Here is a 25,331-nt window from a genome sequence, read left to right on the forward strand (position 1 = left end):
GGGCAGATCAGTGGGGCTGGGGCGACGAAGGGCGCATAAGCGCCGAGGCCGCCGAAAATGACAACGGGCCGCGTAAGCGGCCCGTTCTCCATCTGAATCCGAGCGATCCCGGAAAGAGTCAGGTGGGCGAGCGCATCAGGCGCGCCTTTTCGCGCTCCCAGTCGCGCTTCTTCTCGGTTTCGCGCTTGTCGTGCAGCTTCTTGCCCTTGGCGAGGCCGATCTCGCACTTCACGCGGCCGCCCTTGTAGTGAAAGTTCAACGGCACGAGCGTGAAGCCGCGCTGCTCCACCTTGCCGATCAATTTGTCGATTTCCTCGCGTTTCAGGAGCAGCTTGCGGATGCGCGTGGGGTCTGGCTGGATGTGCGTCGAAGCCTCGGGCAGCGGGCTGATGTGCGTGCCGATCAGGTAGAGCTCGCCGTCCTTGATCATGACGTAGCTTTCCTTGATGTTGGCTCGCCCGGCGCGCATGGCCTTGACTTCCCATCCTTCCAGTACGAGCCCGGCCTCGTGGCGTTCTTCGATGAAGTAATCGAAGAACGCTTTTCTGTTGTCGATGATGCTCATAGGAAAATGGGATCGGCCCAACTCGTTTAAAATTGCGATTTTAGCAAAGCGGGCTTCCGAAAGCCCGTGGCGCTTTCACCCTAGCCACGCATTGCGCAATTTATGGCGGATGTCCAGAAAACCGTGTTGATTCGCCATTCGGCGGAGCAAATGTTCGACCTCGTCACCGACGTCGCCGACTACCCCAACTTCCTGCCGTGGTGCGGCGGCGTCGAGATTCGCCGTCAGGACGAGAGCGGTATGGAGGCGAAGATCGACATCAATTTCAAGGGCATCAAGCAACACTTCGCTACGCGCAACTCGCAAAAGCGGCCCGAGCGCATCGACATGGAATTCGCGGATGGCCCGTTTCGCAAGTTCACGGGCTACTGGCGTTTCACGCCGCTGCGGGCCGACGCCTGCAAGATCGAGTTTGCGCTGCATTACGAGTTTTCAAACATCATTCTCGAGAAGCTCATCGGGCCGGTGTTCCATCACATCGCGAACACCTTCGTCGACTCCTTCGTGAAGCGCGCCGACCAGCGCTACGGCAAGCCATGAGCGCGAATCTTTCCATCGACGTTTGCTATGCACTGCCGGATGCGCAGACGCTTGTCAGCATTGAGCTGCCGACGGGCGCGACCATCCAGCAGGCCATTGACGCGAGCGGTATTCTCGCGCGCCATCCCGAGATCGATCTGGTGAAGCTCAAGGTGGGCGTGTACGGCAAGCTCAAGCCGCTCGATACCGTGCTCACCGACCACGACCGCGTGGAGATCTATCGGCCACTGATCGTCGACCCCAAGATGGCGCGCCAGCGCCGCGTCGACAAGACCCGCAAGGAAGGCTCGATCGAAGGGCGCAAGTGGTTGCCCAAGGATTCGCGCTAGGGCTCGAGCCTGGCGCTCAGGCGGTGGTCGTGCGGCCGCTTCGCTTCGCGTCGCCGCCGGGTTGCACGAGGCGGCTTTCGTTGCCGATTCCTGCCAGATCGCCGTCCGGCACGATGCCGTCGCCGTGCGCGGTATCTTCGGGGCCGCCCGAATGCTGGCGTACCGACCAGCTCACGCCCGCCACCAGCAGCACGATCGCCGCGATTTCCAGCCCGCGCGGCAGCCGGTGATCGTAGATAAAGCCGTAGAGCAGGGCGAATAGCGTCTCGAACACGATCATCTGACCCGAGAGCGTGAGCGGCAAGCGTTTGGCGGCGGCGTTCCAGAGGCCGTTGCCGAGCCACGAGGCGCCGATCGCGAGCACCAGATTCAACTGCCAGAACGTGGTCCAGCGGCCGGCGGCCACGGTTTGCTGCACCCAGTGCGACGGCACGACGAGAATGCCGAGCCAGAGCAGGCCGCCGAGCGCGCCCGTGACCACGCCCCAGAGCACCGACCATTCGTTGCCGCTGAAGTGCGCATTGCGCTGCAGATAACGAGCGTTCTCGACCGCGAACCAGGTCCAGCACACGAGCGCGCCGACGGCGCAGCCAATGCCCGCCATACGCGTGAGGACGCTCGCACCGCCTGCGTCGCTGGCTGCGGTGAACACGTCCACGTTGATACAGACGATGCCGGTCGCGATCATCGCAAGCGGCCAGGCCAAACGCGATAGCGGCACGGCGCCATGGTCGCGGCGGCCGAGCAGCGTGACAGTGACGGGCAGCACGCCGACGATCAGCGAGGCCGGCGCGATGCCCACCAGATGGATGGCGCTCGCGAGAAAAAGGTAATAGAGCACGTTGCCCACCAGCGCAAGCTTCACGAGCGCGACGAGATCGGCGCGCGTCATGCGCGGCCAGACGCGGCGCAGCATGGGCACGAGCGCGGCGAGCGAGACGAGCCCATACATCGCGTAGCGGCCCGCGCTCAGGAGCAGTGGCGAGAACTCCGCCAGTTGCCGGGGCACGACGAACACCGTTCCCCATAACGCGCCGGCGAGCACGCCGTACAACACACCACGCTGCATTGCTATTGCCTCCAGAAACTTCGGGTGGCCCAGGCGGGCCGTTTTGACAGGACGGCCCGAAGCTTAACTGGAGGCGTGCGCATCCGTCTTGTTCAATCCTGCATCGTGCGCCGGATATTCGGGTCGGAGGCGCGGCGGGCCCGCACGGTTCGCATCGGCGGGGCCGGAGCGTGGAAATAGTCCCGAAAACGGCGCTAAGCTACTGTTAGCGCTGATGATTTCCAGGGCGCTATCGCGTATAATCTGCTTTTGCGCCTATAGGATTTGCCATGCGTCTGATCCAGAAAGCACTCACGTTCGATGACGTGCTCCTCGTCCCCGCCTTTTCCGACGTTCTCCCGCGCGACACCAGCCTGAAGACCCGGCTGACCCGCAATATCTCCCTGAACATTCCGCTCGTGTCGGCCGCTATGGATACCGTCACGGAAGGCCGTCTGGCAATCGCCATGGCGCAGCAGGGCGGTGTCGGCATCGTCCACAAGAACCTCACGCCGGCCGAGCAGGCGCGCGAGGTCGCGAAGGTGAAGCGCTTCGAGTCGGGCGTCGTGCGCGATCCGATCACGGTTCCGCCGCAAATGAAGGTCGCCGACGTCATGGCGCTTTCGCAGCAGCATGGCATTTCGGGTTTCCCGGTCGTCGAAGGCGCACAACTCGTCGGCATCGTCACGAACCGCGACCTGCGTTTCGAAACGCGCCTGGATGAGCCGGTTCGCTCGATCATGACGCCGCGCGAGCGCCTCGTCACCGTCAAGGAAGGCACGCCGCTCGTCGAAGCCAAGGCGCTCATGCACAGCCACCGCCTCGAGCGCGTGCTGGTCGTGAACGACTCGTTCGAACTGCGTGGTCTCATGACCGTCAAGGACATCACCAAGCAGACCGAGCACCCGGCCGCCTGTAAGGACGAGCACGGCAAGCTGCGCGCGGGCGCGGCAGTCGGCGTCGGTCCGGACAACGAAGAGCGCGTCGAGCTGCTGGTGCAAGCCGGCGTGGACGTGATCGTCGTGGATACGGCGCACGGCCATAGCAAGGGCGTGCTCGAGCGCGTTCGCTGGGTCAAGAAGAACTTCCCGCACGTCGAAGTGATCGGCGGCAACATTGCTACGGCCGACGCGGCGCGCGCGCTCGTCGAGTACGGCGCGGACGGCGTGAAGGTTGGCATCGGCCCGGGCTCGATCTGCACGACGCGTATCGTGGCCGGCGTGGGCGTGCCGCAAATCAGCGCGATCTCCAATGTCTCGGATGCGCTCAAGGGCACAGGAGTGCCGTGCATTGCCGACGGCGGCGTGCGCTATTCGGGCGACGTTTCGAAGGCGCTGGCAGCCGGCGCGAACGCCGTGATGATGGGCAGCATGTTCGCGGGCACCGAAGAGTCGCCGGGCGACGTGTTCCTGTATCAGGGCCGCCAGTACAAGTCGTATCGCGGCATGGGCTCGGTCGGCGCGATGAAGGACGGCGCTGCGGACCGCTACTTCCAGGACAACTCGGCGAACATCGACAAGCTCGTGCCGGAAGGCATCGAAGGCCGTGTCGCCTACAAGGGCCCAATCAACGCCATCCTGTTCCAGTTGATCGGCGGCGTGCGCGCCTCGATGGGGTACTGCGGCTGCCGTACGATCGAAGACCTGCATGCGAAGGCGGAGTTTGTGCAGATTACCGGCGCCGGCCTGCACGAGTCGCACGTGCACGACGTGCAGATCACGAAGGAAGCGCCCAACTATCACGTGGACTAAACCTCGATGAAGCCGCTGCTGCGCGTGTTGCTGATTGTCGATGCGTTGACGTTGCTGGGGTTTGGCGTGCTGTTCGTTCTCACGCCCTGGACCCTCGTCTACAACGCATTGCAACTGGTGCAAACGCAGCCGGCGCTCGTTGGGCAGGCTTTTGGCGTGGTGCTGCTGGGTTTCGCGTGGCTTGCGCTGCGCGCGGCCTTCCACGGGGAGATGACCGTGCCTGTGGGCCGCACCGTGGGCCACGTCAACTGGATTGCCGGCGTGCTGATGCTGGTCTGGCTGATTGGGCTGCGTGCGCCACGGCTCACGGGTTTTGGCCAGTTGGTGGCGGGTGCGGTCGGGGTGTGGCTGATCATCCTCGGCCTGGGCGGCGCCCGGCTCGCGGGCGCGGTGCGCAAGCGCCAGAAAGGGCAGGCGAGCGGCGGTTCCGCGCAGCAGCGTAAGGCGCAGAAGGCGCAGCCCGTAGGTCGCGAAGAGCCGGTGTCGTACGCGAAGCCAGGCTTTCTGCGAACGATGGCGTGGGGCGGTGCGCAAGAGGCGAGGCGGCCGGCAGCGCCGGTCGAACCCGTTGTGGAAGTCCCGACCGTGACGCCCGCGGCCGTCCCGCCGGTTGCGCCCCGTCCATCGTCGGTTACGGCGCCGTCCGCCAGCCCGGCGCAAGCTCAAGAGGCTCGCCAGGCGGCTCGCGACGAAGCGGCCGACGCACCGAGGCCGCCGCTGCGTGGCTGAGGCCGCGCGCAAACCCGGCCTCCGAAACACCAGACGCAGTACGCCCGAAGCACACCCGAATTTGCGCAACCCGGTGCCGCCGTAGCGCGGTATTCCGGCCTGATGAATTCACGCTGCGCGCGTTTGAACTGTCGCGCGGCTTTCCGTATCCGTTCTTTTTTAGGTCTCGTCCGCAGCCATGCACGACAAAATCCTGATTCTCGACTTCGGCTCGCAAGTCACCCAGCTCATCGCGCGCCGCGTGCGCGAAGCCCACGTTTATTCGGAAATCCACCCGTACGATGTGGACGACGCATTCGTGCGCGAATTCGCGCCGAAGGGCATCATCCTCTCCGGCGGCCCGAATTCGGTCACCGACACCGACACGCCGCGCGCGCCGCAAGCCGTGTTCGAACTGGGCGTGCCGGTTCTCGGCATTTGCTACGGCATGCAGACGATGGCAGAGCAGCTCGGCGGCAAAGTGGACGGCGGCCACCTGCGCGAATTCGGCTACGCCGAAGTGCGCGCGCGCAACCACACGAGCTTCCTCGAAGGCATTGAAGACTTCCGCACGAGCGAAGGCCACGGCATGCTCAAGGTGTGGATGAGCCACGGCGACAAGGTCACGGAAATGCCGGCGGGCTTCCAGCTGATGGCATCGACGGAATCGTGCCCGATCGCGGCAATGGCCGACGAAGCGCGCCACTTCTACGGCCTGCAATGGCACCCGGAAGTCACGCACACGGTGCAGGGCCGCGCGATGCTCGAGCGCTTCGTGCTCGGCATCTGCGGCGCGAAGGCCGACTGGGAGATGGGCCACTACATCGACGAAGCCGTCGAGACGATCCGCAAGCAGGTGGGCAACGAGCACGTGATTCTCGGCCTCTCGGGCGGCGTGGATTCGTCGGTCGCGGCGGCGCTGCTGCATCGCGCGATTGGCGACCAGCTGACCTGCGTGTTCGTCGATCACGGCCTCCTGCGTCTGAACGAAGCCGAGCAGGTGATGTCGATGTTCGCCGACAATCTCGGCGTGAAGGTGATCCATGTCGACGCGAGCGCAGCGTTCATGTCGAAGCTCGCGGGCGTGAGCGATCCGGAAGCGAAGCGCAAGATCATCGGCGCGGAGTTCGTCGAGGTGTTCCAGACGGAAGCGGGCAAGCTCACCGACGCCAAATGGCTCGCGCAGGGCACGATCTATCCGGACGTCATCGAGTCGGCTGGCAAGGGCAAGAAGGCCGCGCACACGATCAAGAGCCACCACAACGTGGGCGGGCTGCCGGAAACGCTCAACCTCAAGCTGCTAGAACCGCTGCGTGAACTCTTCAAGGACGAAGTGCGCGAACTGGGCGTGAAGCTCGGCCTGCCGCATGAAATGGTCTATCGCCATCCGTTCCCGGGCCCGGGCCTCGGCGTGCGCATTCTCGGCGAAGTGAAGCGCGATTTCGCGGAACTGCTGCGTCGTGCCGATGCGATCTTCATCGAGACGCTGCGTAACACGATCGACAAGGAGACCGGCAAGTCGTGGTACGAGCTCACGAGTCAGGCGTTCGCCGTGTTCCTGCCGGTGAAGAGCGTGGGTGTGATGGGCGATGGCCGCACCTACGAGTATGTCGTTGCGCTGCGCGCGGTGCAGACGCTCGACTTCATGACGGCGCACTGGGCGCACCTGCCGCACGAGTTGCTGGGCCACGTGTCGAACCGCATCATCAATGAAGTGCGCGGCATCAACCGTGTGGTCTACGACATCTCGGGCAAGCCGCCCGCGACGATCGAGTGGGAGTGACGCTTGCCCGCTAGCCTGCTGGCGGTGCAAAAACCCGCGTTCGGCACTTTGAGCCGGCGCGGGTTTTTTGCTTCTGACGACGACCTGCCGGCGCTCATGCAGACCGAGCGTCGGCTTGCGCACGCTTACGCTCTCAGTGCTTCAGGCACGTATCCGCGTTCTTCCAGGTGCAAACGTCGAGACCCGTGTGAACGATAGGCTTCACCGTTTTCCCTTCCGCCAGGTCGCGCATCACCATCGCCGCCTGATAGCCCATTTCCTCAGGCCGCTGCCCGACCAGCGCATTGACCTTGTGATCCTTGAGGGCCTGCAGCTCCGGTCCGAGCGTATCGGCTGAGACGATCACGAACTGGCCGCTGTTGATCTTGTCCATGATCGGCGCGACGACCTGCGAGTACGCCTCGGGTGCGAAGAGCGGCCAGCCGCCCTCGAACACGAACGCCTGGAGCGTGCTGGCGTTCGCGGTGAGCGTGTCCTGCATCATCTGGTTCGCTTTCGCGGCGTCGTCGTTCACGTAGAGCGGGCAGGCGCTGATTTCATGCCAGTTGTTTTCGCCCGCCAGCTTCTTGATGCCTTTCTTGCCCGAGAGCACGTCGCGCGTGCCCTGGGCGCGCTGGTTGATGTTCTCGGCCGCGGGGTTGCCCATCACGAGGCAGATGTTGCCGCCCTTGGGCATCAGCGTCTTCAACTGCTCGCCGAGCTTCACACCCAGTTCGTAGTTGTCGGTGCCCACATACGCCTTGCGCAAGGACTGGTCCTTCGGCAGCAGGTCCGCGTCCGCGGTGATGATCGGGATCTTCGCGTTGCGGCGGCGGATCACTTCGGCAATGGCCGGCGCGTTCGACGGCGAAATCGCAATCGCCGCGACGCCCTTGGTCAGCAAGTCGTCGACGATCTGCACTTCGGCGCTTTCGTCCGCGGCTGTTGCGGGGCCGGTGTAGTAGCAGTTGTAGCCCTGTTTGCTGAGCTCCTTGTTTGCCCGGTCGCAGCCTTGGTGCATGAGGTCGAAGTACGGATTGTCGAGGCCCTTCACGACCAGCGCGAGGGTCTTGTCGGCTGCGTAGGCGGAAGAGGCCAGCATAGCGAGCCCTCCGATCGCAGCGAGATACTTCCACGCTTTCTTCATGGTTTCCTCCTGTTCGGCGCCGGTTGTACGGCGCGCGTGTCTCGTACAGTTTTCATCATCGGAAGGAAAGCCCGCGCCCGTGCTTTGGGCTTTCTGCGGAACCTCGCGTGACTCCTCGCGTTTCTTGTTATGGCTGACGTCCGGCGGTTCCGCGTGCTGTCCGGCCGCGCCTCCCTGAAATCCGTTCAGTTTCCTTGCCGCTCGCCGCCGAGCCGGTTGAACAGCACGGCGATGATGATGAAGCCGCCCACGACCGTGCCCTGCCAGAACGAGTCGACGCCGAGCAGGATCAGGCTGTTGCGGATCACTTCGATGAGCGCGGCGCCGACGATCGTGCCGAACGCGCTGCCCACGCCGCCCGCGAGATTGGTGCCGCCGATCACCGTGGCGGCGATCACGCGTAGTTCGTCGCCGGTGCCAAGGCCTGTGGTCACCGCGCCGAGCCAGCCCACTTCGAGAATGGCCGCGACGCCTGCCATCAGGCCGCCCAGCACATAGACCGAGCAGATCACGCGCCGTACCGGCACGCCCGTGAGATTCGCCGCATGACGGTTGCCGCCGACCGCGAAGACATAGCGGCCCCAGCGCGTGAAGGCGAAGGCGAACCAGAACAGCACGCCGAGGACGATCAGAAACCACACGGGATTGGCCACGCCGAGCGTTTTGCCGCCGCCGAGCACGAGGAGCTTGTGCCCGTCGGGTCCGAATTCGAAGATCGTCCGGCTCCCGGAGATTACGAGCGCGAGGCTGCGGCCCACGCTCAGCATGCCGAGCGTCACGACGAACGGCTGCATGTTGAGATACGCGATGAGCAGGCCGTTCACGAGGCCGACCAGCCCCGCAGTGAGCAGGCCGAGGCCAATGCCGGCCCAGATCGGGTAGCCCGCGTTCATCGTGACGGAAAGCACGATGCCGCTCAGGCCAATCGTCGAGCCGACCGAAATGTCGATCCCGCCCGTGACGATGATGGCCATCATCCCCAGCGCGACGATGGCGACGAAGGCGAAGTTGCGCGTGACGTTGAAGAGGTTCTGCTGCGTGGCGAACGTCGACGTGACGAACGAGAGCAGGACGCAGGCGACGAGCGTCGCCAGCACCACCCAGAACACCTGGCTCGCGAGCAGTCCGCTCCAGCGGGTCTGCGTCTTCGCGGATTGGGGATCGTCAAGCAATGTCGGCATCAGGTTTGGTCTTTGCGGCGCATCGTTCAATTTCGGGTCTCCTGTCGGCCGCACTTAGCGCTTTAGCACTTAGTGCGGCCCCATGCAAAGCGTCGGCCACTTAGCGCTTTAGCGCTTAGTGCGGCCCCATGCAAAGCGTCGGCCACTTAGCGCTTTAGCGCTTAGTGCGCCCCATGCAAAGCTGTCGGCCGCACCTGGCGCTTTAGCGCCCGGTGCGGCCAGATGCAACGCCGTCGCGCGCGGGGCAGCTTCAGGCGGCGGCGATGGCTCCGGTGATCAGGCCGGTGACTTCCTCCGGCGAAGAGGCTTCGATCTGCTTGTCCGCAACCATGCGCCCGCGCCGCATGACGACCACGCGGTGGGCGACTTCGAATACGTCAGGCATGCGGTGACTGATGAGAATGACGGCAATGCCGTGTTCGGACAGGCGTTTGATGAGGTCGAGCACCTGCACTACCTGGCGCACGCTGATCGCGGCGGTGGGTTCGTCCATGAGCACGAGCCGCGCCTCGGACAGTCGCGTGCGCGCAATCGCCACGGCCTGACGCTGGCCGCCCGACATCTGCCGGACGAGATCGCGCGGGCGCGTTTCGGACTTCAGTTCCCTGAAAAGCTCGGCGGCGCGCCGGTACATGGCCGCGTGATCGAGCACGCGAAAGGGCCATATGCCGATGCGCGGCTCGCGCCCGAGAAAGACGTTGGCCGCCGCCGTGAGGTTGTCGCAGAGCGCGAGGTCCTGATACACGACCTCGATGCCCTTGGCGCGGGCGTCGACGGGTCTGCTGAAATGAACGGGCTTGCCGTCGATGAGAACTTCGCCGTGGGACGGCGGGAAGTTGCCGGCGATGACCTTAACCAGCGTTGATTTTCCGGCGCCATTGTCGCCCATGAGTCCGACCACCTGGCCGGGTTCCAGGCTCAACGTCACGTCGATCAGTGCTTGAATGGCGCCAAAGTGCCTGGAAACGCCTCTGAGCTCAAGAAGACTCATGGACTGTCGCGCTCGCGCTTGTGAAGCCGCCCGTTGCGGTGCCCAGGGTGGCCGGGAGACATGCTGACTAGCCTGTTTTTTAGAGCACGATGGGGCTTTTAGCAAGACTATTTCATCAGCCGGTCCTGCGGCGCCGCGAGCAGGCGGCCGATGAGATAAAATTGCGTTTTCGCCGAAAAACCCCGCCAGACGGACCTGGCGCGCGCTTGTCTCAGGCTTCCAGCGGCATCGCGCTCGTCCCCTTGAGTTCATCGAGGCAGACGATCGACTGCACGCTGTTCACGCCGGGGGCGCGCATCAGCGTATCGAGCAGGAACTCGGAAAGCGCCTTGAGATCGCGCGCCACCACCTTCAGAACGTAGTCGATATCGCCAGTCACGGAGTAACACTCCTGCACCTGCGGCAACGTCGCGACGAGTTCCTTGAACTTGACGAGCTCGCGCATGTGCCCGCGCTCCATCGTTACCTGAATGAAGGCGACCACGCCGAAGCCGAGCGCCTGCGCGTCAAGGCGCGTCTCGTAGCGCCGGATCACGCCGAGCTCCTCGAGCCGCCGGTGACGCCTGAGTGTCTGCGCGGGCGAGAGCTTGATCGTGGCCGCGAGTTCGAGGTTCGAGGCGCGGCCGTGCTCCTGCAGTGCGGCGAGAAGCCGCATGTCGATCGTGTCGAGCGCGAGATTTTGCATTTATCTTGCGTGAGATGGGTTTGAGGCGAGAGGGAATTGTATCAATCAGGGTTTGCCTGCGTACGAGATGAAATCATATTTTTCCGCGCCAACTATACACTGGGCGCACCCGATCGGGCTGGCGGCCAATACCTCCACGCCCGGCAGCGCGCCGGCACAGAACGTTGTGTGCGCAATTTTATTTCGTGGAGCGGAGCCAGCGTCCTACCCGGATGCTTTGGCCTCGCGCAGATAAGTCGGAGACAGGAAGAGACATGGTTTCAAACGACACGCGTGAAAATCGCGACCAGCTAAAACGCGGCCTCAAGAATCGCCACATCCAGCTCATTGCGCTGGGCGGGGCGATCGGCACGGGCCTGTTCCTCGGCATTGCGCAGACGATTCAGACGGCCGGGCCTTCGGTGCTGCTCGGCTACGGCATCGCCGGGATCATCGCGTTCTTCATCATGCGGCAGTTGGGCGAGATGGTCGTGGACGAGCCCGTCGCCGGTTCGTTCAGCTATTTCGCGGACAAGTATTTCGGCCCGTTCGCGGGCTTTCTCTCCGGCTGGAACTACTGGGTGCTCTACATCCTCGTGAGCATGGCCGAGCTTTCGGCGGTCGGCATCTACATGCACTACTGGTGGCCGACTTTGCCCACGTGGGTCTCGGCGCTCGTGTTCTTCGTGGTCATCAACGCCATCAACCTCACGAGCGTGAAGTCGTATGGCGAGCTCGAGTTCTGGTTCGCCATCATCAAGGTGCTCGCGATCGTCGGCATGATCGCCTTTGGCGGCTGGCTGCTGTTTTCGGGCTCGGCCGGTCCTGAAGCGAGCGTGTCGAACCTCTGGCGCAATGGCGGTTTCTTCCCGCACGGCGTCTCGGGTCTCGTCATGGCCATGGCGGTCGTGATGTTCTCGTTCGGCGGGCTGGAACTTGTCGGCATCACCGCAGCAGAGGCGGATGATCCCTCGCATAGCATTCCGCGCGCGACGAATCAGGTGATTTACCGCATTCTGATTTTCTACATCGGCGCGCTCGGCGTGCTGCTCTCGCTCTACCCGTGGCAGAAGGTCGTAGCTGGCGGCAGCCCCTTCGTGCTGATCTTCCACGCGATGAACAGCGACCTCGTGGCCAACGTGCTCAATCTCGTCGTGCTGACAGCGGCGCTCTCGGTCTACAACAGCGGCGTGTACTGCAACAGCCGTATGCTCTACGGCCTCGCGCAGCAGGGCAATGCACCGAAGGCGCTGCTCAAGGTGAGCCGGCGCGGCATTCCGCTGGCGGCGCTCGGCGTGTCGGCGTTCGTCACGGCCGCTTGCGTGATCATCAACTATTTCATGCCGGGCAAGGCGTTCGAACTGCTGATGGGGCTCGTCGTGTCCGCGCTCATCATCAACTGGGCGATGATCAGTCTGATTCACCTGAAGTTCCGCCGCGAGAAGGCGCGCGCGGCTCAGACGACCACGTTCCGCAGCCTCGGCTATCCGCTGACGAATTACGTGTGTCTCGCGTTCCTCGGCGGCATTCTCGTTGTAATGTATCTGATTCCGGATCTGCGGATTTCCGTGTACCTGATTCCGGTCTGGCTGGGCGTGCTTGGGCTCGCCTACCGCCTGTGGTGCCGCAAGTCGGCGCCGGCGCTGCAACGCGGCGTGCCGGCTCCGTAAGCGCTGATATTCGTCCCGAATTTCGTCCAGAGAGTTAAACAGCATGTTCGAACACATCGATGCCTACCCCGGCGACCCGATCCTCTCGCTCAACGAGAACTTCCAGAAGGACCCGCGTCAGAACAAGGTCAATCTGAGCATTGGCATCTACTTCGACGACGAAGGCCGTCTGCCCGTCATGAAGGCCGTTCACGCGGCCGAGGCGGCGATTCTCGAAGAGCCGGGTCCGAAGCCGTATCTGCCGATGGCCGGTTTCGCGCAGTATCGCGACGCCGTGCAGGCACTGGTGTTCGGCGCCGACTGCCCGTCGCGCGCGGCCGGCCGCATCGCGACCGTGCAGACGCTGGGCGGCTCGGGCGCGCTCAAGGTGGGCGCCGATTTCATCAAGCGCTACTTTGCGACCAGCCAGGTGTGGGTGAGCGATCCGACGTGGGAGAACCACCGCTTTATCTTCGAGCGCGCGGGCTTCACAGTGAACACGTACCCGTACTACGACGAGGTGACGGGCGGCCTGAAATTCGACGCGATGCTCTCGGCCATCGACGCGCTGCCGGCGAAAAGCGTCGTGCTGCTGCACGCGTGCTGCCATAACCCGACGGGCGTCGATCTGGATCGCGCGCAGTGGGAGCAACTAATCGACGTGCTGCAAAAGCGCGACCTGCTGCCGTTCGTCGATATGGCGTATCAGGGCTTCGGCGCGGGCCTCGAGGACGACGCGTTCGCGGTGCGCGAGCTTTCACGCCGCGGTGTGCCGGCGCTCGTGGCGAATTCGTTCTCGAAGAACTTCTCGCTCTACGGCGAGCGTTGCGGCGGCCTGCACGTGATCTGCGAAGACGCGGCGGCCGCCGACCGCGTACTCGGCCAGCTCACGGGTTCGGTGCGCGCGAACTACAGCAATCCGCCGACTCACGGCGCAAAGATCGTCACCCGGGTGTTGAGCACGCCAGAACTGAAGGCGTCATGGGAGCAGGAGTTGGCGGCGATGTGCGAGCGCATTGCGCGTATGCGCGTGGCGATTCACGACGGCCTGAGCGCGCATGCGAGCGAAACGGCACTCGAGCGCTACGTGAAGCAGCGCGGCATGTTCACGTACACGGGCTTGAGCGAAAAGCAGGTCGAGAGGCTGAAGGAAGAGTTCGGCGTATATATCCTGCGCTCGGGCCGTATGTGCGTGGCAGGCCTGAACGAGAAGAACGTGAGCGTGGTGGTCGACTCGGTTGGCAAGGTGATGAAGGACTAAGGGAAGAGCGGGGCTATGTGCCCCGATATCCTTCGAGCGCCGCTGGTGTGCCGGTATGAGCCGGACGCTCCAGCGGCGTTTTCGCATCTAGCCCGCGGAACCGCATGCCGGTGCCGCATCCACCGGCAACGCCGCCGCCTGCCATCGGACGACTCGAGGTTTCGTCGTCCACGCCTATTCATCCCGCATCAAACCGCCAGTCTGTCAAGCGGTAGGGAGTAGATGGCACACATGCCGGCCGCGCGCGGTCTTCCAGGTCTCACCCTGATAGAATGCGTGAGCCGCAACGTAGTGGATTGCTGATGAAATTGCTTGATGCCCTCGTCGAACAACGGATTGCCGCCGCGGCCGCGCGCGGTGACCTCGACGACCTGCCCGGCGCCCGTGCGCCGCAGACGCTCGACGACGACCTGCTCGTGCCCGAAGCAGTGCGCATAGCCCACCGCATCCTGAAGAACGCAGGGTTCGTGCCGCCCGCAGTCGAACAGCTGCGAGCCTTGCGCGACCTCGAGGAAGACCTCGCCATCGTGGGCGACAAGGCCGCGCAATGCCGTCTGCGCGCGCGCATGCTGGCGCTCGATATGGCGCTCGAATCCTTGCGTGGCGGGCCGATGGTCGTGCCTCACGAATATCGCCGCCGCATAGCGGAGCGTTTGTCCGAACGTGCAGCCGGCGAGCCCGGCCTGCCTGGGCTCTCGGCGGAGGCGGCGTGACGGGCTCTCCCGTCCAGCCACACGCCCCTGGCGGCGAAAGCGAAGAGGCGCACCCGGCTGTCACTTCGCCTGCCGGATCGATTCCCGTCGAACTGCTCGTGACGGCGTCTGCAGCTACGGCTCAGGCCGGCATCCAGGCCGATCCCGTCTCCGAGCGCGATCGGCATTTCATGCGCCTCGCGCAGGCTGCCGCCGAAGAGGCGCGTGCCGCCGGCGAAGTGCCGGTAGGCGCGGTGCTCGTGCGCGGTGACGAAGTGATCGCCTCGGGCTTCAATCACCCGATTGGCGCGCACGATCCCTCCGCTCACGCCGAAATGGCGGCCTTGCGCGCGGGCGCGCACGCGCTGGGTAACTACCGCTTGCCCGGCTGCGAACTCTATGTGACCCTTGAACCGTGCCTGATGTGCGCTGGCGCGATCATGCACGCGCGCATCGCACGTGTGGTGTTCGGCGCGCGTGACCCGAAAACCGGCGCATGCGGCAGCGTGGTCGACGCCTTCGCCAACGATCAGCTGAATCATCACACGAGCGTGTCCGGAGGCGTGCTGGCGGACGAGTGCGGCGAGGCACTGCGCGCGTTCTTCGCCGACCGGCGCCGTGCAAGCCGGGAAGCGCGCCGGGCTCGGGCACAGGCTGGGCAAGCGCAGGGAGGGGCTGGCGTAGCCGGTCCGGACGAACCCGCGGGTTGAATCTCACGGTTGAATCGAATTCGACATGACCATTCATCGCACCATCGAACTGATCGCACCGTCCGGCTATCCGCATGATCCAGAAGCGGTGCACCGTGGGCTTGCGCGGTTGCGAGCGCAAGGCCATCACGTCGACGGCGTGCAGGCGACCGAGCGGCGCTATCAGCGCTTTGCCGGCACGGATGGCCAGCGCGCGGCCGAACTGAATCGCCTCGCCGACCCGTCGCGCGACCTGCCGGACATCGTCCTCGCCGTGCGTGGGGGCTACGGCGCGGTGCGCATCCTGCACGGTCTCGATTACGACGGATTGCAGCGGCGCTTGAAGGATCAGCCCATTGCCTTCGTTGGGCATAGCGATTTCACCGCCATTCAGCTCGCGCTGCTCGCGCGCGCCGGGCTCACGACGTTCGGCGGTCCGATGCTCTGCAGCGACTTCGGCGCCGAGAGTCTCAGCAGCTTCACGATGCATCACTTCTGGGACGCGCTATCGAAACCGGCCTACACGCTTAAGGTGAATGCGCCGCAGGCCCAATCGACGAGTGTTTCGGGCACGCTCTGGGGCGGCAATCTGGCCGTGCTGACTTCGTTGATTGGCACGCCTTATCTGCCGCCGGTCGAGGGCGGCATCCTGTTCGTCGAAGACGTGAACGAGCAGCCGTTCCGCATCGAGCGCATGATTTATCAGCTGCATCTCACCGGCATTCTTGCTCGCCAGCAAGCACTGGTGCTGGGCGACTTCACTGGGCACAAGCAGTTCGATTACGACAACGGCTACGATCTGCGCGAAATGGTGGAGCAGGTACGTGCCGTGGTTGGCATTCCGGTGGTGACGGGCCTGCCGTTCGGCCATATTCCGGATATGGTCACGCTGCCGATGGGCGCGCCGGCGCAGCTGAACACCACCGCACACGGCTTCGAGCTGACCGTGAGCGGCTATCCGCATCTGGGTTGATTTCGCACTGACAGAGAAGCGCTTTCGGGCGCTTTTTTTCGTGGAGCTATATGCAACTAACGGCCAATTCTGAGCTGCGCCAGACAATGTTCACTCTAACGCTTCTTCTCTAAATTGTTGACAAAAAATGTGGCCGAAATGGGGCAGGGAATCACCATGCAGGTGCTGAATTCCCCGAAATAAAGCGCTTTTCACCGATAAGAGGCATGTGGCAGCCGGCGTGTACGTGGGGATCTTCCCCAGGTTCGCCCATAAAATTGTTGACAATATTTATGTCCAACCTAGGATACCCAACATAGAGACCCGAGCCATGCGAAAGACCGATATCGACGCCGAAGCAACCGGCATGAAGCCCGAGGCAATCGCCGCGCGAATCCGCGCAGCGATCCTCGAGCACCGGCTGCCGCCCGGCGCGAAGTTGACTGAAGCGCAGTTGTGCGAAGTATTCGGCGTGAAGCGCGGCCCGATCCGCCAGGCGCTCGCGCTGCTCGCGAAGGACCATCTCGTGGATCTGGAGCCCAATCGTGGCGCGTTCGTCGCAAGCCCATCGCTCCAGGAAGTGCACGAGGTGTTCGAGATGCGGCGGATCATCGAGTTGGCAGTGGTGGGGCGTATCTGCAGCGCGCAGCACGGCAACCGCCGACTAAAGACCATCGGCGAGACGATCAGGCGCGAGCGCAAGGCCTTCGAGGGGCGCGACTTCCCGACGTGGATCCGGCTTTCGGGCGAGTTTCATACGTCGCTGGCCACGCTCACCGGCAATACGGTGCTGTGCGATTGCCTGGGCGGGCTCGTGGCGCGCTCGACGCTGATTTCAGCGCTCTACGAATCGCCGGGACGCAGTCCGTGTTCGTTCGACGATCACGAGGCGATTCTCGCGGCGCTCGAGGCCGGAGACGAGAAAGCCGCCGTCGACCTCATGGTCCGCCATTTGCAGGGTGTCGAGCTCAGGATGCTCGACCGGCCGGCGGGCGCTTCGGTCGACTTGCAGGAAGTGTTCAGCGCGCGCGAGGCGACCTCGCTTGCACGCTGATGCTCCTGAGGCGGCACTGAAATGGATTGCAGTCAAGGATTGCAGTAAAGCGCGGTGGCCCACTACGAACGGTGGGCGCCGCGGCTGAAAAGGATGGAGTGGGGCGCATGCAGTGCATGCGGACGGCTCGAACAGGCACAGCGTTGCAGCGCGCCCGCAAGCGGCGACCGGCGCAGTGCCTGCGAAGGCCAGACCATTCGGGGATATCGCGGCGGCCGCGTCTAGCGGCGGTACGCACGCGTTTCGAGGCGTTCAGGCGTCTTTTTTCCGTCGGCATATCCATCCAAGGAGCGGATCATGGCTCAGTTCAGCGCGTCACCTGGCAGTCCGGCAGTGCCCAACTTCGAATCCGGTGAAAGTAGCGAGTCCGCAGATAATCTGCGCTTGCCGGCCGGCTACAGCGAGCGGCTCTACAACCACGACCTTGCACCGCTCAAGGAGCAGACCTGGGGCGCGTACAACATCTTCGCGTTCTGGATGTCCGACGTGCATAGCGTCGGCGGCTATGTGTTCGCGGGGAGCCTCTTCGCGCTCGGCCTCACGAGCTGGCAAGTGCTCGTAGCGCTGATCGTCGGCATCTCCATCGTCAATGTGCTCTGCAACCTGATCGCGCGGCCGAGCCAGCGTCACGGCGTGCCGTACCCGGTGGCGTGTCGCGGCACCTTCGGCGTGCTCGGCGCCAACATTCCCGCCGTGATTCGCGGTCTCATCGCCGTAGCGTGGTACGGCATCCAGACCTATCTCGCTTCGAGCGCGCTCGTGATCGTCGTGCTCAAGTTCGTCCCGCAACTCATGCCTTACGCCGACGTGCACAAGCACGGCATGCTCGGGCTTTCCGCGATAGGCTGGGCCGGCTTCATGACGCTCTGGGTGCTTCAGGCGTTCGTGTTCTGGAACGGCATGGAGACCATCAAGAAGTTCATCGACTTCGCGGGGCCGGCGGTTTATGTCGTGATGTTCGCGCTCGCGGGCTACATGGTATATCGCGCGGGCTGGCACAACATCGGCCTGAATCTTGGCCAGGTGAAATATCACGGTACCGAAGTGATTCCCGTGATGATCACAGCGATCTCGCTCGTGGTGTCGTATTTCTCGGGGCCGATGCTCAATTTCGGCGACTTCTCACGGTATGGCAAGTCGCTCAAGAGCGTTCACAAGGGCAACTTCTGGGGGCTGCCGGTCAACTTTCTCGCATTCTCGCTCGTCACGGTCATCACGACGTCGGCTACGCTCCCCCTGTTCGGAGAACTGATTACTGATCCCGTCGAAACGGTCAGCCGCATCGATCATCCGACCGCTGTGATTCTCGGCGCGCTCACGTTCACGATTGCGACCATCGGCATCAACATCGTCGCGAACTTCGTTTCGCCCGCGTTCGATTTTTCCAACGTCGCGCCGCGGCTCATTAGCTGGCGTGCGGGTGGCATGCTCGCCGCCGTGGCCTCGATCTTCATCACGCCGTGGAATCTCTTCAACAACCCGGCTGTGATTCACTACACGCTCGACGTGCTCGGTGCCTTCATCGGGCCTTTGTACGGTGTCCTGATCGTCGATTTTTATCTCGTGAAGCGCGGACGTCTTGCCGTAGATGATCTCTACTCGGTGTCGCCGAAGGGGGCGTACTGGTATCGCAACGGCGTGAACTGGCGCGCGGTATCGGCTTTGCTGCCGGCAGCGGTGATCGCGATTCTCTGCGTGATGGTGCCTTCGCTCGGCGGCGCGGCGAACTTCACCTGGTTCATTGGCGCCGCGCTCAGCGCGTTGTTCTATCGCGCGCTCACGATGGGCGAACGCGCGCGCGCAAACGCATGAGCTTCGCGCAAAACCAGGCATCGACGAAGGAATCGAAATGCGCATCAAATTGATCAATCCGAACACCACGCTGCGCATGACCGCCGCGATGGAGCAGTGCGCGCGCGCCGTGATCGCACCGGGCACGGAGGTGGTGGCTGTGAGCCCGCCGATGGGCCCGCCGTCGATCGAAGGCTATTACGACGAGGCGCTCGCTACGCCCGGCCTGCTCGCCGAAGTGGAGGCGGGCGAGCGCGAAGGCTTCGACGGCTACGTGATCGCGTGCTTTGGAGACCCGGGCCTTTACGCGGCGCGCGAGTTGGCGCGCGGGCCCGTCGTGGGCATCGCGGAAGCCGCGATGCATGCGGCGAGCGTGCTCGCGCCGGGCTTCTCGGTCGTGACGACGCTCTCGCGCACGCGCGCAATGGCCTGGCACCTTGCCGAGCGCTACGGCATGACGCGTTTTTGCCGCAACGTGCGCGCGATCGACGTGGCCGTGCTCGAACTCGATGAACCGGGATCGGCCGCGCGCCGCGCGATCGTCGACGAGTGCCGCCGCGCGCTCGAAGAAGATGGCGCGGACGCGATCGTGCTCGGTTGCGCGGGCATGACGAACTTGTGCGCGCAGGTGGAGGACGCGCTCGGCGTGCCTGTGGTCGACGGCGTGACGGCCGCCGTGAAATGGGTGGAGGCGCTCGTCGCGCTGCGCCTCACGACCGCCAAGCGCGGCGACTTCGCGCGGCCGCTCGCCAAGCGTTACGACGGCGACTTCGCGCGTTTCAGCCCGGCGAATCCCGCACCAGTCACGGAAACGCCGCCGCCCGTGCGGCCGCTGCGCTACGGGTAAACGCGCAACGCGTCCAAGCGGAGATGGCCGCCCGGCTGACGCCAGGTCGGGCGGCCACATACACCTCGCTTGACCCGTACTATCTGAGCGTGCGTATGGGCGCGTACGGGTGATTTCGCTACACTGGTCCGGTCCTGTAAGCAGGTTGCGCGGACCGTCCGTCGGGCCTGCAAAGCAGCGCCGGCGGCCGCTTCACGGCGCCTCGCCGTTACGCGGATATTTCGTTTCATCCTCTCTATTCGATTGATTCGACCAGCATGCCACTCGATCCCCAATATCCCCGCGATCTGATCGGTTATGGCCGGTATCCGGTGCAGGCCAACTGGCCCGGTCAGGCGCGCGTCGCGGTGCAGTTCGTGCTCAACTACGAAGAGGGCGGCGAAAACTGTGTTCTGCACGGCGACCCCGGCTCCGAGCAGTTCCTCTCCGAAATCGTGGGCGCCGCATCGTATCCCGCGCGGCACATGAGCATGGAGTCGATCTACGAATATGGCTCGCGCGCGGGCGTGTGGCGCATCCTGCGCGAATTCGAAAAGCGCGGCCTGCCGCTCACCGTGTTCGGCGTGGGTATGGCGATCGAGCGTCACCCCGAAGTCGCGCGCGCGTTCGTCGAGTTGGGCCACGAGATCGCGTGCCACGGTTATCGCTGGATTCACTACCAGGACGTCTCGCCTGCCAGGGAGGCCGAGCATATGAAGCTCGGCATGGAAGCGATCGAGCGCGTGACGGGCGTGCGCCCGCTGGGCTGGTACACCGGGCGCGACAGCCCCAACACGCATCGCCTGGTGGCCGAGTATGGCGGCTTCCTCTACGACTCCGATTACTACGGCGACGACCTGCCGTTCTGGATGGACGTGGAGGTCACAGGCGGCAAGTCGGTGCCGCAACTGATCGTGCCGTACACGCTCGACACGAACGACATGCGTTTCGCGTCGCCCCAAGGCTTCAACACGGCGGACCACTTCTTCACCTATTTGCGCGACGCTTTCGACGTGCTCTACGAAGAAGGCGCCGAAGCGCCGAAGATGCTCTCGATCGGCATGCACTGCCGGCTGCTCGGGCGCCCTGGGCGTTTTCGCGCGCTGCAGCGCTTTCTCGATCACATCGAAACACACGAGCGCGTGTGGGTCACGCGGCGCGTGGACATCGCGCGCCACTGGCGCGAGCATCATCCCTATCAACCGCAACAGAACGACCACCGCGGGGCCGCCGCATGAAGGCAATGCACTACACCCTCGAACAGCTGAATCAAGCCTCGGTCGACGCCTTCGTGGCGGCGCTTTCGGGCATTTTCGAGCACTCGCCCTGGGTAGCCGTTGCGGCCGCGCAGCAGCGCCCGTTTGCGAGCATCGACGCGCTGCATCGCACCATGTCGCAGGCCGTGGAAACCTCGGGCGAGGCGCAGCAGCTTGCGCTCATCAACGCCCACCCGGAGCTTGCGGGCAAGGCCGCCGTGCGCGGCGAACTGACCGCCGAATCCACGCGCGAGCAAAGCGGTGCGGGTCTGAATCAGTGCACGCAGGAAGAGTTCGACAAGCTGGTCGCGCTCAATGGCGCGTATCGCGAGAAGTTCGGATTCCCATTCATTCTCGCGGTGCGAGGCTATGACCGCCACGGCATCATCGCGAACTTCGAGGCGCGCGTGAACAACAGCCGCGCCGATGAAATGCGCGCGAGCCTCGACCAGATTTACCGCATTGCGCGCTTCAGGTTGGACGAACTGATCGACGCGTAACGTGGCGATGCGCCCCCCGGCTTTTCGCGAGAGGGCGCAGCGCCGTTTTGATCTACAGAAAAGACACGAAGGAAGACAACGATGGCACTCCCGACTCTCGATCCCAACGCCCCCGATTTCACGCGCCGCTTCGTGAATCTCGCGGACCCGCGCCTGGGCGCGCAGGCGCTCGAGGCGAGCGACGACTTCTTCGCGCCGAAGGATCGCATGCTCAATCCGGAGCCGGCCGTCTTTATTCCGGGCAAGTATGATGAACACGGCAAGTGGATGGACGGCTGGGAAACGCGCCGCAAGCGCACGACCGGCTCTGACTGGTGCATCGTGAAGCTCGCGCGCCCCGGCGTCATCAAGGGCCTCGATATCGACACGAGCCACTTCACGGGCAACTACCCGCCGGCGGCATCGGTGGAGGGCGCGTATGTGGCCGATGGCGCACCCGCTGCCGCGACGCAATGGACGGAGATCGTTCCCTCGACGTCGTTGAACGGCAATAGCCACCATTACGTGGAAGTGTCGAGCGACAAGCCGTACACGCATCTGCGCGTGAATATCTATCCCGATGGCGGCATCGCGCGTCTGCGCGTGTACGGCCAGCCGCAAGTGGACTGGGCGGGCGCGAGCCGTACCGAACTGTTCGACCTGGCCGCGATGGAAAACGGCGCGTACCTCGTTGGCGCGAACAACCAGCACTTTGGCATGGCCTCCACGCTGCTCATGCCGGGCCGCGGCGTGAACATGGGCGACGGCTGGGAAACGCGCCGCCGCCGGGAACCTGGCAACGACTGGGCGATCATCGCGCTCGCGCAGCCGGGCATCATCAAGAAGATCGAAGTCGATACGGCGCACTTCAAGGGCAACTACCCCGACCGCTGCTCGTTCCAGGCCGCGCGCGTGGTGGGCGGCACGGACAGCTCGCTCGTGACCCAGGCCATGTTCTGGCCGGTGCTGCTCGGCGAGCAGAAGCTGCAGATGGACAAGCAGCACTACTACGAAAGCGAGCTCGCGGCGCTCGGCCCGGTTACGCACGTGCGCTTCAACATCATCCCGGACGGCGGCGTTTCGCGTGTACGCCTCTGGGGCACGCTCGCCTGATACGCTGACGAGGCCATCATGAGTGAAACAAGGACGACGCTTACCATCGAGCCGCTCACGCCCGAGGCGTTCGCGCCCTTCGGCGACGTGATCGAGCTCGCGGGCGCGAAGCAGATTCCGATCAATCTAGGCACGACCATCCGCTTTCACGATCTCGCGAAAGTGGATGTGACCGACGACGGCGGCCGCACGCTCGTGAATCTTTTTCGCGGGCAGCCGCGCGAACTGCCGTTCGAAGTGAAGATGCTCGAACGGCATCCGCTGGGCAGCCAGGCGTTCCTGCCGCTCAACGACAAGCCTTATCTCGTGGTGGTCGCGCCGGTAGGCGAACTGGACGTCACGCAGATTCGCACTTTCGTTTCGCGCGGCTGGCAGGGCGTGAATTATGCGAAGGGCGTTTGGCATCATCCGCTGATCGCGTTGGGCGAGGTGAGCGATTTCATCGTCGTCGATCGCGGTGGCGATGGGCTCAATCTCAACGAGCAGGATCTGCCGGAGTCGCTCTGGTTGACGGAAGAAGCGATGAAGGCCGCGATGCGCTGATTCACGGAATTACTCAGCAGTACGCATCAGTAGGAAAAGCCGCGGCCGAGGCCGTGGCTTTTTTTGCGTTTGGCGTATGAAGTAGGGCGGTGGCCCTGGTCAAGCCGGCTGCTCAGGGCGCCGTAAAACATGGCGAGTCATGCATGACTGTGTGCGACGCCTCGATGCTTCGATCGGGCCAGGTCGCGAGGCTCGCGTCATACGCCTCGAAGCCTGATGCCGATCCGCCATCTCCCGCGCTCAGCCGCCCAACGCGCAAGCCCCTCAGCAAAGGCCGTACCAAAAGCGAAAGGACCCGAAGCGCATCGCACTTCGGGTCCTTCCAGTCGCAGCTCACGCAGCGCGATGCAAATCCCTCGCGCTGCCAACTACGTCATTGCTTCGCACCGCCCTGGAACCAGGCGGCGATCTTCTGCCGCTCGTCGTCGGTCATGTGCGTGACGTTGCCAAGCGGCATCGCCTTGAGCGTCACAGCCTGCTGATACAGCCGCTGCGCGTTCTGCGAAATCTCATCGGGTGTATCGAACATCACGCCCGCTGGTGCGGCACCCATCAGCGTCGGGTGGGCCGAGTGACAGGAGGCGCAGCGTTGCTGCAGGATCGGCTGGATATCGGCGACCTTCACCGACGGCGCGTTCGCGGCTTCGGCCTGCGGCACGACCGGGCGCGGCAGCGTCCACACCAGCGCGACGAACATCAGCGCCACGCCGCCGATCGGCAGATACCAGAGTTGCTGGCCGCGATGACGCATCACGAAGAACTGACGAATCAGCGCGCCAGCCAGCATGATCACCACGAGCACGGCCCAGTTGTAGGCGTGCGCGTAGGTCATCGCGTAGTGGTTCGAGAGCATCGCGAACACGACGGGCAGCGTGAAATACGTGTTGTGCACCGAGCGCTGCTTGCCGCGCTTGCCGTAGATCGGATTCGGCACTTCGCCCTTGAGCATCGCGGCGACCATCTTGCGCTGGCCCGGGATGATGACGAAGAACACGTTGGCCGACATGATCGTCGCGAGCATCGCGCCCATGATGAGGTACGCGGCGCGGCCCGAGAAGATGTGGCACGCGAGGTAGGCGGCGATCACGACATAGATGCCCACGCACACGCCCAGCAGCTTGTCTTTGCTGCCGAGCACGCGGCACAGTGAGTCATAGACGATCCAGCCCGCTGCGAGAAAGCCGAGCGCCGAGAAGATCGCGACGACCGGACCCATGTCGAGCACGTTCTTGTCGATGAGATACGTGTTCGGCGCCATGAGGTAGAGCACCGTGAAGAGCGACGCGCCCGAGAGCCACGTGGTGTACGACGGCCACTTCGACCAGTGGAGGTCGTCGGGCATTTCGGGCGGCGCCACGGTGTACTTCTGCATGTTGTAGAAACCGCCGCCGTGCACGTGCCACAGTTCGCCGAACACGCCGCGGCGACGCTGGTTCGGGTCCGTCGGCGGTTTGAGGCTGTTGTCGAGCGCGACGAAATAGAACGACTCGCCAATCCAGGCGATCGCCGCGATGACATGGAACCAGCGCAGTGCGAGGTTCAGCCAATCGGTAATAAAGCCTTCCATGAAACGTCTCCAGTCCTGATGCATTGCGCGCGCGCTGAACGCATGCGCTAACTGCGGGGTATGAGCGCGCCGCGTAGCGTAGGGGCCGCTGGACGACCCTTGCGCTGCCGCGCTGCCGTTGTTGTTCGTATGGCCTTGGGCTTGATGAATCGGGCTGGAAGATTGCCCGGAATGCCCTATGAGAATGTGTTGCGGTCGCCGCCCGGTTGTCGCTCAGCTGCCCCGATAGGTGCTGTACGACCAGGGCGAAACGAGTAGCGGCACGTGGTAGTGCGAACCGGCGTCGGCGATGCCGAAGCGCAGCACCACGCGGTCGACGAAGCGCGGCTCGGGCACGTTCGTGCCGAGAGCGGCGAAATAGTCGCCAGCATGGAACACGAGTTCGTATTCGCCTTTGGCGAGTGCTTCGCCCTCGAGCAGCGGCGCATCGCAGCGGCCGTCGTCATTGGTGGTGACGGTCTTGAGCGCGCAGCGCGCGTCGCCCGAGAGCGCAAAGAGCTCGACCTTGATGCCCGCGCCGGGACGGCCGTTCGCGGTGTCGAGCACGTGGGTAGTCAGCTTGCCCATTCGCAGTTTTCCTTGTGAGTGCCTGGTGCGATTGCGAGGTTTCAGCGGCAGCTCTCGATCCCATGCATGATGCATTGCGGCGGATCGAGGCTCCACGTCAGTGGCTACATACCCGTCGGCGGATCGAAGCGAGCGCCGTGAACGCATTTTAAGAACGATCGGACCCGGCGGGCGCGAGCGATAGGAAAGATAAAGCTTCGCGCATG

General features: G+C 64.0%; 25 protein-coding genes. 17 read left to right on the top strand and 8 right to left on the bottom strand.

The window, feature by feature from the left end:
* Positions 1 to 118 precede the first annotated feature (118 nt).
* Positions 119 to 565, bottom strand: a complete 447-nt coding sequence (gene smpB / locus M3I54_RS16255) for an SsrA-binding protein SmpB (protein ID WP_028204044.1) — start codon at positions 563 to 565, stop codon at positions 119 to 121.
* Between the two features lie 102 nt (positions 566 to 667).
* Here smpB and M3I54_RS16260 point away from each other — a divergent pair, with 102 nt between their 5' ends.
* Both M3I54_RS16260 and M3I54_RS16265 read left to right on the top strand, forming a co-directional pair.
* The gene (locus M3I54_RS16260; RefSeq protein WP_042265786.1) at positions 668 to 1,105 is read left to right on the top strand and encodes a type II toxin-antitoxin system RatA family toxin; all 438 of its coding nucleotides are present in this window, start codon (positions 668 to 670) and stop codon (positions 1,103 to 1,105) included.
* Positions 1,102 to 1,434, top strand: coding sequence for an RnfH family protein (locus tag M3I54_RS16265; protein WP_254337555.1), 333 nt, complete (start codon positions 1,102 to 1,104; stop codon positions 1,432 to 1,434). The genes M3I54_RS16260 and M3I54_RS16265 overlap by 4 nt, the downstream gene beginning before the upstream one ends.
* 16 nt (positions 1,435 to 1,450) lie before the next feature.
* On the opposite strand, the gene M3I54_RS16270 is transcribed toward M3I54_RS16265, so the two are convergent.
* Positions 1,451 to 2,503: a DMT family transporter gene (locus M3I54_RS16270; protein ID WP_254337557.1), complete on the bottom strand. Its 1,053-nt coding sequence runs from the start codon at positions 2,501 to 2,503 to the stop codon at positions 1,451 to 1,453.
* Positions 2,504 to 2,772: 269 nt separating this feature from the next.
* Here M3I54_RS16270 and guaB point away from each other — a divergent pair, with 269 nt between their 5' ends.
* The 3 genes from guaB (at position 2,773) to guaA (ending at position 6,724) form a co-directional block, all read left to right on the top strand.
* Complete coding sequence (gene guaB, locus M3I54_RS16275) at positions 2,773 to 4,233, top strand: IMP dehydrogenase (RefSeq protein WP_254337559.1); 1,461 nt, start codon at positions 2,773 to 2,775, stop codon at positions 4,231 to 4,233.
* Between the two features lie 6 nt (positions 4,234 to 4,239).
* On the top strand, positions 4,240 to 4,962 hold the full coding sequence (locus M3I54_RS16280) for a hypothetical protein (protein WP_254337562.1): 723 nt from the start codon (positions 4,240 to 4,242) through the stop codon (positions 4,960 to 4,962).
* Positions 4,963 to 5,140: 178 nt separating this feature from the next.
* Complete coding sequence (gene guaA / locus M3I54_RS16285) at positions 5,141 to 6,724, top strand: glutamine-hydrolyzing GMP synthase (protein WP_254337564.1); 1,584 nt, start codon at positions 5,141 to 5,143, stop codon at positions 6,722 to 6,724.
* A gap of 133 nt (positions 6,725 to 6,857) precedes the next feature.
* Here the strand turns inward: guaA and M3I54_RS16290 are convergent, their stop codons facing one another.
* From M3I54_RS16290 to M3I54_RS16305, 4 genes are all read right to left on the bottom strand, one after another.
* The gene (locus M3I54_RS16290; RefSeq protein WP_165979471.1) at positions 6,858 to 7,850 is read right to left on the bottom strand and encodes a sugar-binding protein; all 993 of its coding nucleotides are present in this window, start codon (positions 7,848 to 7,850) and stop codon (positions 6,858 to 6,860) included.
* 185 nt (positions 7,851 to 8,035) lie between these two features.
* Positions 8,036 to 9,031 carry an ABC transporter permease gene (locus M3I54_RS16295; protein ID WP_254337566.1) on the bottom strand — a complete coding sequence of 332 codons (996 nt, stop codon included), beginning with the start codon at positions 9,029 to 9,031 and terminating at the stop codon, positions 8,036 to 8,038.
* Positions 9,032 to 9,281: 250 nt separating this feature from the next.
* Positions 9,282 to 10,022 (bottom strand): ATP-binding cassette domain-containing protein, encoded by a 741-nt coding sequence (locus M3I54_RS16300; RefSeq protein ID WP_254337568.1) that lies wholly within the window; start codon positions 10,020 to 10,022, stop codon positions 9,282 to 9,284.
* 211 nt (positions 10,023 to 10,233) lie between these two features.
* Positions 10,234 to 10,707, bottom strand: coding sequence for an Lrp/AsnC family transcriptional regulator (locus M3I54_RS16305; protein ID WP_254337570.1), 474 nt, complete (start codon positions 10,705 to 10,707; stop codon positions 10,234 to 10,236).
* Positions 10,708 to 10,961: 254 nt separating this feature from the next.
* On the opposite strand from M3I54_RS16305, the gene M3I54_RS16310 reads away from it, so the two are divergent.
* The 12 genes from M3I54_RS16310 to M3I54_RS16365 all read left to right on the top strand — a co-directional run bounded on the left by M3I54_RS16310 (position 10,962) and on the right by M3I54_RS16365 (position 22,991).
* A complete protein-coding gene (locus tag M3I54_RS16310; protein ID WP_254337572.1) occupies positions 10,962 to 12,356 on the top strand; it encodes an amino acid permease in 1,395 nt (464 codons plus the stop codon).
* A 43-nt stretch (positions 12,357 to 12,399) separates the two neighbouring features.
* Positions 12,400 to 13,596 carry an amino acid aminotransferase gene (locus M3I54_RS16315; RefSeq protein ID WP_254337574.1) on the top strand — a complete coding sequence of 399 codons (1,197 nt, stop codon included), beginning with the start codon at positions 12,400 to 12,402 and terminating at the stop codon, positions 13,594 to 13,596.
* Positions 13,597 to 13,898: 302 nt separating this feature from the next.
* Positions 13,899 to 14,309 carry a DnaJ family domain-containing protein gene (locus M3I54_RS16320; protein ID WP_254337575.1) on the top strand — a complete coding sequence of 137 codons (411 nt, stop codon included), beginning with the start codon at positions 13,899 to 13,901 and terminating at the stop codon, positions 14,307 to 14,309.
* 92 nt (positions 14,310 to 14,401) lie between these two features.
* Complete coding sequence (gene tadA, locus M3I54_RS16325; RefSeq protein WP_302058983.1) at positions 14,402 to 14,998, top strand: tRNA adenosine(34) deaminase TadA; 597 nt, start codon at positions 14,402 to 14,404, stop codon at positions 14,996 to 14,998.
* A 25-nt stretch (positions 14,999 to 15,023) separates the two neighbouring features.
* Positions 15,024 to 15,950, top strand: a complete 927-nt coding sequence (ldcA, locus tag M3I54_RS16330) for a muramoyltetrapeptide carboxypeptidase (protein WP_254337577.1) — start codon at positions 15,024 to 15,026, stop codon at positions 15,948 to 15,950.
* Between the two features lie 310 nt (positions 15,951 to 16,260).
* The gene (locus M3I54_RS16335) at positions 16,261 to 16,983 is read left to right on the top strand and encodes a GntR family transcriptional regulator (RefSeq protein WP_254337579.1); all 723 of its coding nucleotides are present in this window, start codon (positions 16,261 to 16,263) and stop codon (positions 16,981 to 16,983) included.
* Between the two features lie 297 nt (positions 16,984 to 17,280).
* Complete coding sequence (locus M3I54_RS16340; RefSeq protein ID WP_254337581.1) at positions 17,281 to 18,795, top strand: NCS1 family nucleobase:cation symporter-1; 1,515 nt, start codon at positions 17,281 to 17,283, stop codon at positions 18,793 to 18,795.
* Positions 18,796 to 18,832: 37 nt separating this feature from the next.
* Entirely contained in the window at positions 18,833 to 19,621 is a 789-nt protein-coding gene (locus M3I54_RS16345; RefSeq protein ID WP_254337583.1) for an aspartate/glutamate racemase family protein, read from the top strand.
* 257 nt (positions 19,622 to 19,878) lie between these two features.
* Positions 19,879 to 20,838 (top strand): allantoinase PuuE, encoded by a 960-nt coding sequence (gene puuE / locus M3I54_RS16350; RefSeq protein ID WP_254337584.1) that lies wholly within the window; start codon positions 19,879 to 19,881, stop codon positions 20,836 to 20,838.
* Positions 20,835 to 21,356 (top strand): 2-oxo-4-hydroxy-4-carboxy-5-ureidoimidazoline decarboxylase, encoded by a 522-nt coding sequence (gene uraD, locus M3I54_RS16355; RefSeq protein ID WP_254337586.1) that lies wholly within the window; start codon positions 20,835 to 20,837, stop codon positions 21,354 to 21,356. Before puuE ends, uraD begins: the two co-directional genes overlap by 4 nt.
* Positions 21,357 to 21,437: 81 nt before the next feature.
* Positions 21,438 to 22,448, top strand: a complete 1,011-nt coding sequence (gene alc, locus M3I54_RS16360) for an allantoicase (protein ID WP_254337588.1) — start codon at positions 21,438 to 21,440, stop codon at positions 22,446 to 22,448.
* 18 nt (positions 22,449 to 22,466) lie between these two features.
* Positions 22,467 to 22,991 (top strand): ureidoglycolate lyase, encoded by a 525-nt coding sequence (locus M3I54_RS16365; RefSeq protein WP_254337590.1) that lies wholly within the window; start codon positions 22,467 to 22,469, stop codon positions 22,989 to 22,991.
* A gap of 373 nt (positions 22,992 to 23,364) precedes the next feature.
* On the opposite strand, the gene M3I54_RS16370 is transcribed toward M3I54_RS16365, so the two are convergent.
* Both M3I54_RS16370 and uraH read right to left on the bottom strand, forming a co-directional pair.
* A complete protein-coding gene (locus M3I54_RS16370) occupies positions 23,365 to 24,558 on the bottom strand; it encodes a urate hydroxylase PuuD (RefSeq protein WP_254337592.1) in 1,194 nt (397 codons plus the stop codon).
* A gap of 213 nt (positions 24,559 to 24,771) precedes the next feature.
* Positions 24,772 to 25,125 carry a hydroxyisourate hydrolase gene (gene uraH, locus M3I54_RS16375; RefSeq protein WP_254337594.1) on the bottom strand — a complete coding sequence of 118 codons (354 nt, stop codon included), beginning with the start codon at positions 25,123 to 25,125 and terminating at the stop codon, positions 24,772 to 24,774.
* Positions 25,126 to 25,331 lie beyond the last annotated feature (206 nt).

It is taken from the genome of Paraburkholderia sp. CNPSo 3274 (assembly GCF_024206475.1).
Lineage (GTDB): Bacteria > Pseudomonadota > Gammaproteobacteria > Burkholderiales > Burkholderiaceae > Paraburkholderia.

What these genes read in the sequence shown, in the direction of transcription:
- guaB (WP_254337559.1), top strand. Translation starts at nt 2,773, where the DNA reads ATGCGTCTGATCCAGAAAGCACTCACGTTCGATGACGTGCTCCTCGTC.
- M3I54_RS16370 (WP_254337592.1), bottom strand. Translation starts at nt 24,558, where the DNA reads ATGGAAGGCTTTATTACCGATTGGCTGAACCTCGCACTGCGCTGGTTC.
- M3I54_RS16340 (WP_254337581.1), top strand. Translation starts at nt 17,281, where the DNA reads ATGGCTCAGTTCAGCGCGTCACCTGGCAGTCCGGCAGTGCCCAACTTC.
- M3I54_RS16290 (WP_165979471.1), bottom strand. Translation starts at nt 7,850, where the DNA reads ATGAAGAAAGCGTGGAAGTATCTCGCTGCGATCGGAGGGCTCGCTATG.
- M3I54_RS16320 (WP_254337575.1), top strand. Translation starts at nt 13,899, where the DNA reads ATGAAATTGCTTGATGCCCTCGTCGAACAACGGATTGCCGCCGCGGCC.
- guaA (WP_254337564.1), top strand. Translation starts at nt 5,141, where the DNA reads ATGCACGACAAAATCCTGATTCTCGACTTCGGCTCGCAAGTCACCCAG.
- M3I54_RS16345 (WP_254337583.1), top strand. Translation starts at nt 18,833, where the DNA reads ATGCGCATCAAATTGATCAATCCGAACACCACGCTGCGCATGACCGCC.
- M3I54_RS16260 (WP_042265786.1), top strand. Translation starts at nt 668, where the DNA reads ATGGCGGATGTCCAGAAAACCGTGTTGATTCGCCATTCGGCGGAGCAA.
- M3I54_RS16270 (WP_254337557.1), bottom strand. Translation starts at nt 2,503, where the DNA reads ATGCAGCGTGGTGTGTTGTACGGCGTGCTCGCCGGCGCGTTATGGGGA.
- M3I54_RS16335 (WP_254337579.1), top strand. Translation starts at nt 16,261, where the DNA reads ATGCGAAAGACCGATATCGACGCCGAAGCAACCGGCATGAAGCCCGAG.
- uraH (WP_254337594.1), bottom strand. Translation starts at nt 25,125, where the DNA reads ATGGGCAAGCTGACTACCCACGTGCTCGACACCGCGAACGGCCGTCCC.
- M3I54_RS16295 (WP_254337566.1), bottom strand. Translation starts at nt 9,031, where the DNA reads ATGCCGACATTGCTTGACGATCCCCAATCCGCGAAGACGCAGACCCGC.
- uraD (WP_254337586.1), top strand. Translation starts at nt 20,835, where the DNA reads ATGAAGGCAATGCACTACACCCTCGAACAGCTGAATCAAGCCTCGGTC.
- M3I54_RS16305 (WP_254337570.1), bottom strand. Translation starts at nt 10,707, where the DNA reads ATGCAAAATCTCGCGCTCGACACGATCGACATGCGGCTTCTCGCCGCA.
- puuE (WP_254337584.1), top strand. Translation starts at nt 19,879, where the DNA reads ATGCCACTCGATCCCCAATATCCCCGCGATCTGATCGGTTATGGCCGG.
- smpB (WP_028204044.1), bottom strand. Translation starts at nt 565, where the DNA reads ATGAGCATCATCGACAACAGAAAAGCGTTCTTCGATTACTTCATCGAA.
- ldcA (WP_254337577.1), top strand. Translation starts at nt 15,024, where the DNA reads ATGACCATTCATCGCACCATCGAACTGATCGCACCGTCCGGCTATCCG.
- M3I54_RS16310 (WP_254337572.1), top strand. Translation starts at nt 10,962, where the DNA reads ATGGTTTCAAACGACACGCGTGAAAATCGCGACCAGCTAAAACGCGGC.
- M3I54_RS16365 (WP_254337590.1), top strand. Translation starts at nt 22,467, where the DNA reads ATGAGTGAAACAAGGACGACGCTTACCATCGAGCCGCTCACGCCCGAG.
- alc (WP_254337588.1), top strand. Translation starts at nt 21,438, where the DNA reads ATGGCACTCCCGACTCTCGATCCCAACGCCCCCGATTTCACGCGCCGC.
- M3I54_RS16265 (WP_254337555.1), top strand. Translation starts at nt 1,102, where the DNA reads ATGAGCGCGAATCTTTCCATCGACGTTTGCTATGCACTGCCGGATGCG.
- M3I54_RS16280 (WP_254337562.1), top strand. Translation starts at nt 4,240, where the DNA reads ATGAAGCCGCTGCTGCGCGTGTTGCTGATTGTCGATGCGTTGACGTTG.
- M3I54_RS16300 (WP_254337568.1), bottom strand. Translation starts at nt 10,022, where the DNA reads ATGAGTCTTCTTGAGCTCAGAGGCGTTTCCAGGCACTTTGGCGCCATT.
- M3I54_RS16315 (WP_254337574.1), top strand. Translation starts at nt 12,400, where the DNA reads ATGTTCGAACACATCGATGCCTACCCCGGCGACCCGATCCTCTCGCTC.